Raw genomic sequence first — 11,981 nt, forward strand, 5'->3', positions numbered from 1 at the left:
TTTTATATGAAAAAAGACTTGATATCAATAAAGGACTTATCAGAACAAGAGATTTATAAAATCTTCAACCTTGCAGCGCAATTAAAGAAAGAACAAAAGCAGGGTAAAAGCCATAATCATTTACTAGCTGGAAAGACCATAGCCATGCTCTTTGAAAAACCCTCTCTTAGAACAAGAATGACCTTTGAAGTGGGCATGTATCAGCTTGGAGGCCATACAGTTTATGAGCGCTTGATAGGAGAAAAGATAGGGGACAGAGAATCGGTTCAGGATGTAGCCAAAAATCTTGAGCGCTGGGTAGATGGCATTGTTGTGCGTACTTTTTCACATCAAAATGTCACTGATCTGGCAAAGTTTACAAATATTCCTGTAATTAATGCGCTTACTGACCTGTTGCATCCATGTCAGATACTTACTGATATGTTCACTATACTTGAGAAAAAAGGCAGATTAGATGGCATTAAAGTTGCTTATATAGGTGATGGGAATAATATCTGCAATTCATGGATATATGGTGCTGAGAAAACAGGTATAGTACTTAAAATCGCATGTCCAGAAGGATATGAGCCTTCCAAAGAGATGATAACTAAAGAGCTATTTATTACACACAACCCGGAAGATGCAGTCAAGGATTCTGATATTGTTTATACCGATGTGTGGGTAAGCATGGGGCAGGAATCAGAAAAAGCAGATAGAAAAATTATGTTTCAGGCATTTCAGATAAATAAAAAGCTTCTCTTAAATACAAACCACGATGTGTTAATTATGCACTGCCTGCCTGCACATAGAGGGGAAGAAATAACAGATGAAGTAATAGACAGTCCTAATGCAATTGTATTCGATGAAGCAGAAAACAGACTGCACATTCAGAAGGCTATCTTAAATCTCCTTTTGAGAGATGAATTGTAAATCTGTATTAAAATACTCGGTATTCTTGATAGTTGCAGGCATAATACTTTTGCTTGCAAAAACGTTAGCAGGTCCTATAAAGTGCGCACCAATAGTTCGTAAATTCGCTCAAAAATATAATATGGATCCAGCTCTCATAATGGCAGTTATAGAAACAGAGAGCAAGTTTAATGCCAAAGCAGTGTCTAAAGCTGGCGCAATAGGTTTAATGCAGATTATGCCAAAAACAGCGAAATCTCTATCACGTGAACTAAACATAAAAAAATACAATAAGAATTCTTTATATAACCCTGAAATTAATATCAGAATCGGTACATACTATTTGAAGAAATTATTGCAGGAATTTAATAATGATATTGACTTATCTCTGGGAGCTTATAATGGAGGGATAGGGAATATAAAAAAATGGCAAAAACAGAAAAAAGAAATTCCCTTTGAGGAGACCAGAACCTTTATTAAAAAAGTGAAATCTGCACGCATAAAATATAAGGTGCTCAGTAAATTACATTCTGCTTGCCAATACAAGAAACTTTGTGATAACATCAAAAACTGAAGTTGTAAAAACGCACATCTTTTGATCTCAGCTAAGGGTGCGCCTTTTCTAAGGCGTTTTGGCGGGAAACGATAAGGGTGGAGGGAAAAACCAAAAAAAGGAGAAAGGCATGTCAACTATTCCAGTCAAAGACCTCTTGGAGGCAGGTGCCCATTTTGGACACCAGACGCATAGATGGAATCCAAAAATGGAAGAATTTATTTTTGGGCAGAAAAGAGGTCTGCATATCATAAATCTTGAAAGAACTGTTCAAAAGATAGAGAAAGCATATGAATTCTTGGTGAATTTAGCTGCGCAGGGAAAATCCGTTTTATTTGTCGGTACAAAGAGGCAGGCTCAAATAGCTATTGTTGAGCAAGCGACAAGATGTGGAATGTATTATGTAAATCAACGATGGCTGGGGGGTACACTTACGAATTTTCAGACGATCCGTAAGAGTATAAGTCGATTGCTTGAAATTGAACAAATGGAGGAAAAAGGAGAATTTGACTCGCGACCTAAGAAAGAAGTTATCAGATTAAATAAAGAAAAAGATAAGCTTAATAAATATCTTAGGGGAATTAAGGCAATGACTGAATTTCCAGGTGCATTATTTATAGTGGACACACAAAAGGAAAAGATTGCTGTCCTGGAGGCAAATAAGTTAAGAATTCCTGTAGTTGCAATTGTTGATACGAATTGCGATCCTGATAGAATAGACTATTCTATTCCTGGTAATGATGATGCTGTTAAGTCAATCGCAATATTTACCACAAGAATGGCTGATGCGATTATTGAAGGGAAGAAGAAAATTCCTGAAGAGAAAAAGGAAAGAACAGATAAAAAAAAAGAGAAGGCAATAGGAAAAGAGGAAAAGGATATTTTTGAGGAGAAGACTAAAGAAAAGAAAGAAAAAGTGAAACAGGTTAAAAAAGAATCCAGCAAAGAACAAGAAAGTAGATTAGAAGAAAAAGCAAAGGACTCTGGAGAAAAAAAGGCAACTCAGACAGCTAAGAAAGAAACTGCTAAAAACAAGGATAATAAATAAAGGAGTTTTTCTATAATGGGAATAAGTGCAGATTTGGTTAAAAAATTAAGGGAAGCGACTGCTATAGGTATTATGGATTGCAAGGCGGCTTTGATAGAAGCAGGCGGGGATTTGGAAAAGGCTACGAATGTTCTGCGTAAAAAGGGGTTGGCAAGCGCAAAGAAAAGAACCGGACGCCAGGCCATGGAAGGCATTATTGCCTCCTACATACATCATGGAGATAAAATAGGTGTATTGGTAGAGATTAATTGCGAGACTGATTTTGTTGCTAGAACAGATGAATTTAAGGACCTAGCCAGGAATATAGCAATGCATGTTGCTGCAACAAATCCTTCTTATATTTCTAAGGAAGACGTGCCTTGTGATGTGATTGAAAAGGAAAGGGAGATATATGGGGAGCAAAGTAAAGGCAAGCCAGAACGTGCTATTGAAAAAATAGTTAATGGCAAACTAGAGAAATTCTTTTCGCAATTCTGTTTGTTACAGCAGACATTTATTAAAGATAGTAAAATGTCTGTTAGCGAATATATAGTGTCTAAAGTAGCCAAGCTGGGAGAAAACATCAAGGTTCGTAGATTTACTCGATATCAACTTGGAGGATAACCTGTTTTATGAAAAAGCCTGTATATAAACGGATTTTACTCAAATTAAGTGGAGAAGCTCTCAAAGGCAAAAGAGAATTTGGTATAGATTTTGAAGAAACAGCTCTTATTGCAGAACAAATTAATGAGATACAGGCCCTTGGTGTAGAAATTGCCGTTGTGATAGGAGGGGGGAATATATTTAGAGGGGTGCCAGCAAGTAAGAATGGAATAGATAGAGTTACTGCTGATTATATGGGAATGATCGCCACTATGATTAATGCATTAGCACTTCAAGGAGCGTTAGAGAATATGGGAGTAGTTACCAGAGTACAAACTGCAATAGAAATGCAGAAACTGGCAGAGCCATATATAAGAAGGAAGGCTGTCAGGCACTTAGAGAAGGGAAGAGTTGTGATTTTCGCAGGGGGGACAGGAAATCCGTATTTCAGCACTGATACTGCAGCTGCCCTGCGTGCAGTAGAAATAGAAGCTGAAATAGTACTTAAGGCAACAAAAGTTGATGGAGTGTACAGTTCAGATCCCCTAACTAATAAGAAAGCAAAACGATTTAGTTCAATTAACTATATTGAAGTAATAACAAAGAGGCTTAAAGTTATGGATAGTACTGCTATTTCTCTTTGTATGGATAATAATCTGCCAATTGTTGTCTTTAATATGGCTCAAAAGGGGAATATTAGAAAAGTTATAATGGGAGAGAATATAGGAACTTTTGTAAAGGAGGCAAAATAGAATGCTAAAGCAAATTATTTCGCAAGCTGAAGACAAAATGAAAAAATCTATTGAGGCAGTAAAGGTGGAACTGGCTACAATACGAACTGGAAGAGCATCCGCTTCCTTAGTGGAACATATTATGGTTGACTGTTATGGCTCGCCAGCGCCGCTCAATCAGGTAGCAGGTATTTCTGTTCCAGAGACTCAGCTTATTATTGTCCAGCCGTGGGATAAAAACATAATATCTGATGTAGAAAAAGCAATAATAAAGGCTAATATTGGACTGACACCTATAAATGACGGCAAAGTGTTGCGTATACCTGTTCCATCTCCTACTGAGGAAAGAAGAAAAGAGCTCATAAAGATTGTAAAGAAGATAGGTGAAGAAGGAAAGATCTCTATAAGAGGAATACGACGGGATACTATTGCAGAAATTAAAAACCTACAAAAGAATGGACAGGTGCCTGAAGACGATGCTTTTAGAGATGAAGAACATATTCAGAAAATCACAGATCAGCACATTGGTCAGATTGATGAAGTTGTAGGCAACAAGGAAAAGGCGTTGATGGCGATTTGAAAAATCTATTCACAACATGAAGAAATTCTCAACACTTTTCTTAATCTTTTCACTGATTTTTACCTATCGTAACCTTGAGCATACCTGGCTTATGAATACGATAATTTAAACAGATTAATTAAGATAACACTAAAAAGAGGAGGACTAAGACATGGCTCATAAAATCTCAGATGAATGTGTTGGTTGCGGCACGTGTGTTGATGAGTGTGAAGCAGAAGCTATTGAAGAAAATGATGACAAATACTACATTGTTGCTGAGAAATGCACAGAATGCGGTAAATGTGTGGAAGTATGCCCTGTAGAAGCAATAGCTAAGGAAGACAGTAACAAGTGAGCTGTGATGAGTAAAAAAGAAGAGCTGTTGTCAAAATTAGACCATAAGAAGCTTCCTCAACATATTGCTATTATAATGGATGGGAATGGCAGATGGGCAAAGAAGCGCAATTTACCAAGATCTGCAGGACACCTAGCAGGGGTAAAAACTGTTAGGCGCATTGTTGAAACTTCCTCAAACATTGGTATAAAATTTCTGACCATGTATGCATTTTCCACTGAAAACTGGAAACGTACAAAAAATGAAGTTAGTACAATTATGTCCTTATTTAAGATATATCTCAAAAAAGAAATATCAACCTTTAACAAGAATGATGTAAGGCTTAATGTAATTGGAAATACAGGAGAATTGTCAGATGATATTCAGAAAGCTCTGGATGATGCGCTAAAGAAGACATCTGTAAATAAAGGCTTAACGTTTACTTTAGCTATCAATTATGGCAGCAGGCAAGAGATTACGAATGCAGTAAAAAACATTGTAAATGATGTTGAAAAAGGTATTATAACGAGATATATAAATGAGAATATAATTACTAAATATTTATATACCTCTGATTTACCGGACCCGGATCTTTTAATCAGAACAAGCGGAGAAATGAGGATTAGCAATTTTTTGCTCTGGCAATTATCATACGCTGAGATTTGGGTCACAGATACATATTGGCCGGATTTTGAGCAAACAGAGTATATAAAAGCGATTTTGGATTATCAAAATAGACAAAGGCGGTTTGGGAAACATAACGGATAAAATAGTAGCTATGTTACGCAGTCGAATAGCAGTTGCTGTATTTTGCATCCCTATTTTTCTTCTTTTGGCATACAATGGAGGAATAGCATTTACATTGTTTACTGCGACTGTGTCTGTATTTGCATTTTTAGAATTTACTAATCTAATTAAACACATAAAAAAGGATATTCCTAAACTTATTGGGTCTCTAGGTTGTGTATGTATGGTGTTTTCGTTTTATGGAGGAGAACAAATATTAGCTGGCATAATTTTATTTGTTGTGTTTCTCATTGTACTGACGTTCCAGCTCCTCAAGAATGACATAGCAGGCTCAATAATTACTACAGGAATAACGAGTTTTGGAGTAATATATACAGGATGGTTCCTAGCGCATCTTGTTGCTCTTAGAAATTTGCCGTCAGGAAGAGCATATATTTTTACAATGCTGGCTGTTACATGGCTTACAGATTCAGGGGCATATGCAGTTGGAACGTTGTTCGGCAAACATAAATTGCCTCTGAAGGCAAGTCCAAACAAATCTTATGAAGGATTAATAGGAGCTTGTATTGGAAGTTTTATTGGAGTTATTATTGCGAAACTAATGTTTATGAAAACACTTACTGTAATTCATATGATTGCGCTTGCAATAGTAATGTTCCTGGCTGGTCAGCTGGGGGATCTATCTGAATCATTGATGAAGCGTGATGCAAAAGTAAAGGATACTGATTGTAGCATCCCGGGCCATGGCGGGGTTCTGGACAGGTTTGACAGCCTGTTATTTACAGCACCAGCAATGTACTACTATATAAAACTTTTTTTATAAATGGACTATATTAAAGAATGAAGAAGATGCCTGTAGATAAACTGCCTCCGCAGAATATAGACGCAGAGATATCTGTGCTGGGAGCTATGCTGATTGAAAAAGAAGCTATTGGAAAGACACTTGAAATATTAAATAGCAAGGATTTTTATAAAGACGCTCATAAGAAAATATTCTCTGCAATAGTATCTTTGTATGATAAAGACGAAGCTGTGGATTTAGTCACACTAACTGAACACCTGACAAAGGGAAAAGAATTAAAGGATGCTGGAGGACCAAGCTATATATCAGGATTAGTCAGTAGCGTAGCAACAGCTGCTAATGTTGAGCATCATGCGCGAATTGTAAAGCAGAAGGCAACGCTCAGAAATTTAATCAATGTATCTACCCAAATTATTACAAAGAGCTATGAAGGAGATGAAGAGGTTGATGTAATATTAGACAGTGCAGAGAAACTTATTTTTGATGTAAGCCAGCAGAAAATGAAAGGGGAATTTGTTGCAGTAAAGTCTATATTAAAGGATACATTCCAGACTATAGAGAATATAATTGATAAAAAAATTCATGTAACAGGTATTCGTACAGGGTTTGACGAGCTTGATGACAGAACGGCAGGGCTGCAGAATTCAGACCTTATTATTGTTGCGGGCAGACCCAGCATGGGTAAAACAAGTTTTGCTCTCTCTCTTGCCCATCATATTGGAGTTGAAGAAAAAATACCTATTGGCATATTGAGCTTGGAAATGTCTAAAGAGCAGCTTGTACAACGCATGTTGTGCTCAGAAGCCAGAGTTGATATGCACAAAATGAGAACAGGTTATCTTGGAGAAAAGGACTGGCCAAAGCTTACTAATGCTGCTGGGAGATTGTCTGAATCGCCAATTTATATTGACGATAGTTCTAATCTTTCCGGGCTGGAAGTGCGTGCAAAAGCGAGGCGTCTTAAGGCAAGCAAGAATATAGGGATTCTCATAATAGACTATTTGCAATTGATGAGCGGCAAATCTGGGTCAGAGAACAGACAGCAGGAAATATCGGAAATTTCCAGGTCATTAAAAGGATTAGCAAAAGAATTAAATATTCCTGTTGTTGCGCTCTCACAGTTGAGACGTCTGGCAGAAGGAAGACACAGACCTCAGTTATCAGATCTCAGGGAATCAGGCGCTATAGAGCAGGACGCAGATGTAGTTTTGCTTCTGGTGAGAGAAGAATTGTATGAAGAAACTGAAGAGAATAAGGGAAGAGCAGAAATAAATATAGGTAAGCAGAGAAATGGGCCAACTGGATCCTTTGAATTGGCTTTTATTAAGGAGTACGCTAAATTTGAAAATCTTTCTATGAGAGAAGATGAAAAAGAGGAATAGTCAACAGGATTGCAAGCAAGTAGAGACAGGTCGCGACCTGTCCTATAGTGTGGAATTGGGGGTGCTGAAGAGTGCTCAACTGAGGACTTAGCTAATAAATGGCCAATGGTTTCCCAAAATTAGTAATGAATAATAAAAACGAGGCAGTGCTAAATCTTGCAAGCACTGCTAATTTTTTAGGTATATCAACGGCAACGGCTAGAAACTGGGTCAAATGTGGATATTTGCAAACGCTCGGCGAAAAAACAAAATATTTTTTTCACTTGACTGAAATTGAAAATATAAAATCAAACATAGCTAATGGAAATTTAGAAAAACTGAATAAAAGAGCAAACTTATGAAAAAACAAATTACAAAAAAAATTACAAGAGAATGGATCGAACTAACTCTTTGCAATATGGTTGATGAGGTTTTGCAATTGATGAAAAGTGGGAAAAGCAAAGAAGAAGTTATGAAGAAAATTAAAAAATTTTCTGCTGAAATTTATAACGCATAATAATTATGACAAAAAATAAATTGAATATTTGCTTAGAAACATCATCGTATTTACCATTGATTTGGACGACGCCTTATTCGCAGGATATCATTAAAATAATTCAATATTATAGAAATGACGCTAATTTTTTTATACAGAAAGATTGTATTAAGGAAGCATTAAAATATATTTATTATGATAAAAATTGGTTTCGTCATGCTTCTGTAAGAATAAAAAAAATAGCTAAAATTTTAAAAGATGAACAGTTAGAAGAAATGTCATTTCCTAGCACTGCTTTTCAAATTTTACTTGGAGGGAAAATGTGGGCTCAGGGTTTGTATCTGAATTTTGTTAGGCACACAACATTTCTTTATTCAGACTTAGTGGATCAAGTAGATTTTTCTGATAAAAGAAAAGGATTATTAAAATTAGCCAGTTTAATAGATGAAAGATTTGAGTATTTGCAAAATTTTATAGAAGGACACTTAAATTCAGACGAATTTGAGATTGATTTTCAAAAAATGTTTCCCTATTGGGGAAAATTTTATTTATATCACGAATTGCCACCAAAATTAACTATTAAAGTTTGGAAAAATAAAGAAGAATTTGTTGAAGGGAAAGCAAGAATTAGAGATGTTTTTCATTACACGAGCATGTTAAATTCCAATATTAAATTTGATAAAATGATAGTCGCCAATACTGGCTTTTCTGCCCATATTAAAAAAGAATTAGGGAGACTTGATGTAGAATTGCTATGTGCAGAAAGCAGACAAATGGACATTTATGGATAATACGAATATATTATTTCGGGCTTATTTGGGTTGATGTTCTGAATGAAATATAATTATGTTAAATTTCTTTACATTGCTATTGACAAAAAATTTTACATTGGCTAAAATAAAAGTAGTTAACAAAGGAATAAAACTATGCTTTCAAAATTCATCCGACAAATGCGCAAAAAGCACAATCTGACGCAGGAGTATCTAGCGTCAAAGATTGGCATTTCACGACCGACGTATGTTCAAATAGAACAAGGCGAGCGGGAATTAACTATTTCAGAAGCAGGAAAACTAGCTTCCATTTTTGACATTTCGTTTGAGAATTTTCTTGCTGGCAACGCTCCGGAATGCAAGGTGGTGTTTGAAGAAAGACCAAAGCAAAAATTATCCGGTGATCTTCAAATTCGTGTGACTAGTAAAAATCTTGATAAATTCAAACAAGTTCTTTTGTATGTACTGGGAGAAGTTGGTGGCAAGCCGAATGTTGGTGAAACAGTGCTTCATAAATTACTTTACTTTATTGATTTTGATTATTACGAAAAATTTGAAGAAAATTTGATGGGTGCAACCTACATTAAAAATCATCACGGACCCACTTCCGTGGAATTAAAGGATATTTTTGTGGATATGCAGAAAAAGGGAGAAATTGAAGCGGTAAAGAGTCAGTATTTTAAGTATGAACAAAAAAAGTATTTACCGCTAAAACGACCTAATTTAGATAAATTTTCCGCTCGCGAGATAGAGCATATTAACGAAGTGTTGGCTCGTCTTGCCGATAAAAACGCCAAAGAAATAGAAAATTATTCGCACGAAGATATTCCTTGGAAAACAGCCGAGGAAGGGCAGCAGCTTTCTTATGAAAGCGTGTTTTATCGCGACGAACGCTATTCTGTAAGAAACTATTACGATGAGATTTAATGAAACGCTGGAATTCACCAAGGAATTTAAACGGCTGGCGAAAAAATATAGATCACTGCCAGATGACTTGGCAGAATTCAAGAGAGTGCTCGCAGTCGTGCCCTTGGGAAACAGCAAACATTTTAATGTCATTACAAAAAATGAGCAGTGTGTCATTGTAAAAGCGCGCTTATTTTGTCGGTATTTAAAAGGTTCTTCTTTGAGAATTATTTACGCTTTTCATTGTCAAAGTGATAAAGTTGATTTTATTGAGCTATATTTTAAGGGTGATAAAGAAAACGAAGGTCGCGAAAGAATCAAAGAATACTTGATAAAATCCCCTTTTCTTTAGAGAACATTGTTGCTATAATCCCCAAGTGCAATGGACAGGTCTCGATCTGTCCCTACAATGTGAAATAACTATATAGAGGAGGAATACTATAATGACAGCTATAATGGATATATTTGCGAGGGAAATTCTTGATTCAAGAGGTAATCCAACAATTGAAGTTGATGTGGAATTGGAATGTGGCGCAATGGGAAGAGCGGCTGTGCCATCCGGCGCATCTACAGGAGAGCATGAAGCTTGTGAACTGAGAGACGGAGATAAAAAAAGATTTCTTGGAAAAGGTGTTAGTAAAGCAGTTGAAAATGTAAACGATATAATTGCTCCTGAACTTCTGGATATGGATGCTACAGAGCAGGCGGAAATTGACAGTATTATGATTTCTTTAGACGGCACTCCTAATAAGGCTAAACTGGGAGCAAATGCAATTCTTGGTGTTTCCCTTGCGGTTGCAAAAGCTTCAGCCATTGCACTAGAACAGCCTTTGTATAAGTATATAGGCGGCGTCAATGCAAAGGAACTTCCTGTACCAATGATGAATGTTATTAACGGAGGAAGCCATGCAGACAACAATGTTGATCTGCAGGAGTTTATGATTATGCCTGCTGGAGCTGGTTCGTTCAAAGATGCTTATAGAATGGCTGCCGAAACATTTCATAGTTTAAAAGCAGTTCTTAAAAAGAAAGGATATAGTACAGCAGTTGGAGACGAAGGAGGCTTTGCTCCGAATCTCTCCTCAAACGAGGAAGCAATAAAGGTAATAGTAGAGGCAATTAAGCTTGCAGGTTATATTCCCGGGAAGGATATTTATATAGCTCTTGATCCTGCCGCAAGTGAGTTTTATAAGAATGGCAAGTATGTGATGGCTGGAGAAGGAGATGTTGGAAAATCATCCTCTCAGATGGCAGATTATTACGAAAAGCTGGTTGATAAGTATCCTATAATCTCTATTGAAGATGGTCTTGCTGAAGACGATTGGAAAGGATGGGAAATTCTGACGAAACGTCTTGGAAGTAAAATACAGATTGTTGGAGATGATCTTTTTGTTACAAACACTAAACGACTTAAGATGGGCATTGAGAAAGGAATAGCAAACTCAATCCTGATAAAACTCAATCAAATCGGTACATTGACAGAAACACTGGATGCGATAGAAATGGCAAAAAGGGCAGGATATACTGCGGTAGTATCCCACCGCTCCGGCGAAACAGCGGATACAACAATTGCAGACGTTGTGGTAGGAACCAATGCAGGGCAGATTAAATCCGGCTCTTTGTGCAGAACAGACAGAATCGCAAAGTATAATCAGTTGCTCAGAATAGAAGAAGAACTTGGTGATACTGCAATTTACAAAGGCAAAGGCGTTTTCTATAACCTCTGCTAATGCATAATAAAAAACAGAATGCTTCAAAAAACAACCTAAAGAAGATATTACTGATTGTAATAGTTATCCTGTTTGTATGCCTGGCTATATATGCTTTTACCCCTTGTATAATAGAGCAAAGAAAACTGAATAAACAGATTGCAAATCTTGAAAATGAGATTGAAAGAGTCCGAGAATCCAATAAGAAACTTGCTAAAGAGATATTCGCTTTAAAGAACGACCCGTTGTACATAGAAAAACTCGCCCGTAAGGAATTAGGATTGATAAGGTCTGGTGAGGTAATATACAAGCTTAAGCCAGACAAAGAATAATTCCCATTCTGCGTTACGACTAAGGGAACGGTCAACACATCATTACCCCCCTTGCCAGAAAAAGACTGATCTAATCTGATCACGACATCAAGGTCAATAGGTGGAATCATAAGCAAGCGCTTGTCCAGATCCGGCACCTTCTCTCTAGCCAACTGCCATGGCG

Annotated in this window: 16 protein-coding genes and 1 pseudogene; all 17 read left to right on the plus strand. The window is 36.7% G+C overall.

What is annotated here, in order from left to right:
* The first annotated feature begins 6 nt into the window (after positions 1 to 6).
* The 17 genes and pseudogenes from argF (at position 7) to Q7J67_04695 (ending at position 11,818) form a co-directional block, all read left to right on the plus strand.
* Positions 7 to 909, plus strand: coding sequence for an ornithine carbamoyltransferase (argF, locus tag Q7J67_04615; protein ID MDO9464563.1), 903 nt, complete (start codon positions 7 to 9; stop codon positions 907 to 909).
* Positions 899 to 1,462, plus strand: a complete 564-nt coding sequence (locus tag Q7J67_04620) for a lytic transglycosylase domain-containing protein (GenBank protein ID MDO9464564.1) — start codon at positions 899 to 901, stop codon at positions 1,460 to 1,462. Before argF ends, Q7J67_04620 begins: the two co-directional genes overlap by 11 nt.
* 109 nt (positions 1,463 to 1,571) lie before the next feature.
* Positions 1,572 to 2,249 (plus strand): annotated as a pseudogene (rpsB, locus tag Q7J67_04625) (30S ribosomal protein S2).
* Positions 2,250 to 2,504: 255 nt separating this feature from the next.
* Positions 2,505 to 3,092, plus strand: a complete 588-nt coding sequence (gene tsf, locus Q7J67_04630; GenBank protein ID MDO9464565.1) for a translation elongation factor Ts — start codon at positions 2,505 to 2,507, stop codon at positions 3,090 to 3,092.
* Between the two features lie 8 nt (positions 3,093 to 3,100).
* The gene (pyrH, locus tag Q7J67_04635; protein ID MDO9464566.1) at positions 3,101 to 3,823 is read left to right on the plus strand and encodes a UMP kinase; all 723 of its coding nucleotides are present in this window, start codon (positions 3,101 to 3,103) and stop codon (positions 3,821 to 3,823) included.
* Position 3,824: 1 nt separating this feature from the next.
* A complete protein-coding gene (gene frr / locus Q7J67_04640; protein ID MDO9464567.1) occupies positions 3,825 to 4,382 on the plus strand; it encodes a ribosome recycling factor in 558 nt (185 codons plus the stop codon).
* Positions 4,383 to 4,533: 151 nt separating this feature from the next.
* Positions 4,534 to 4,716 (plus strand): 4Fe-4S binding protein, encoded by a 183-nt coding sequence (locus tag Q7J67_04645; protein ID MDO9464568.1) that lies wholly within the window; start codon positions 4,534 to 4,536, stop codon positions 4,714 to 4,716.
* 6 nt (positions 4,717 to 4,722) lie between these two features.
* A complete protein-coding gene (locus Q7J67_04650; protein MDO9464569.1) occupies positions 4,723 to 5,463 on the plus strand; it encodes an isoprenyl transferase in 741 nt (246 codons plus the stop codon).
* The gene (locus tag Q7J67_04655) at positions 5,444 to 6,265 is read left to right on the plus strand and encodes a phosphatidate cytidylyltransferase (protein MDO9464570.1); all 822 of its coding nucleotides are present in this window, start codon (positions 5,444 to 5,446) and stop codon (positions 6,263 to 6,265) included. The genes Q7J67_04650 and Q7J67_04655 overlap by 20 nt, the downstream gene beginning before the upstream one ends.
* Before the next feature lie 26 nt (positions 6,266 to 6,291).
* Positions 6,292 to 7,626 (plus strand): replicative DNA helicase, encoded by a 1,335-nt coding sequence (gene dnaB / locus Q7J67_04660; GenBank protein MDO9464571.1) that lies wholly within the window; start codon positions 6,292 to 6,294, stop codon positions 7,624 to 7,626.
* 125 nt (positions 7,627 to 7,751) lie between these two features.
* On the plus strand, positions 7,752 to 7,967 hold the full coding sequence (locus Q7J67_04665) for a hypothetical protein (GenBank protein MDO9464572.1): 216 nt from the start codon (positions 7,752 to 7,754) through the stop codon (positions 7,965 to 7,967).
* Positions 7,964 to 8,122 carry a hypothetical protein gene (locus Q7J67_04670; protein MDO9464573.1) on the plus strand — a complete coding sequence of 53 codons (159 nt, stop codon included), beginning with the start codon at positions 7,964 to 7,966 and terminating at the stop codon, positions 8,120 to 8,122. The genes Q7J67_04665 and Q7J67_04670 overlap by 4 nt, the downstream gene beginning before the upstream one ends.
* Positions 8,123 to 8,127: 5 nt before the next feature.
* Entirely contained in the window at positions 8,128 to 8,892 is a 765-nt protein-coding gene (locus Q7J67_04675) for a hypothetical protein (GenBank protein MDO9464574.1), read from the plus strand.
* Positions 8,893 to 9,027: 135 nt separating this feature from the next.
* The gene (locus Q7J67_04680; GenBank protein ID MDO9464575.1) at positions 9,028 to 9,798 is read left to right on the plus strand and encodes a DUF4065 domain-containing protein; all 771 of its coding nucleotides are present in this window, start codon (positions 9,028 to 9,030) and stop codon (positions 9,796 to 9,798) included.
* Complete coding sequence (locus tag Q7J67_04685; protein MDO9464576.1) at positions 9,788 to 10,129, plus strand: hypothetical protein; 342 nt, start codon at positions 9,788 to 9,790, stop codon at positions 10,127 to 10,129. Before Q7J67_04680 ends, Q7J67_04685 begins: the two co-directional genes overlap by 11 nt.
* Before the next feature lie 91 nt (positions 10,130 to 10,220).
* Positions 10,221 to 11,507, plus strand: coding sequence for a phosphopyruvate hydratase (gene eno / locus Q7J67_04690; GenBank protein ID MDO9464577.1), 1,287 nt, complete (start codon positions 10,221 to 10,223; stop codon positions 11,505 to 11,507).
* Positions 11,507 to 11,818, plus strand: a complete 312-nt coding sequence (locus Q7J67_04695) for a septum formation initiator family protein (protein MDO9464578.1) — start codon at positions 11,507 to 11,509, stop codon at positions 11,816 to 11,818. Before eno ends, Q7J67_04695 begins: the two co-directional genes overlap by 1 nt.
* The last annotated feature ends 163 nt before the right edge of the window (positions 11,819 to 11,981 follow it).

This window comes from bacterium (assembly GCA_030652805.1).
GTDB lineage: Bacteria > JAHJDO01 > JAHJDO01 > JAHJDO01 > JAHJDO01 > JAHJDO01.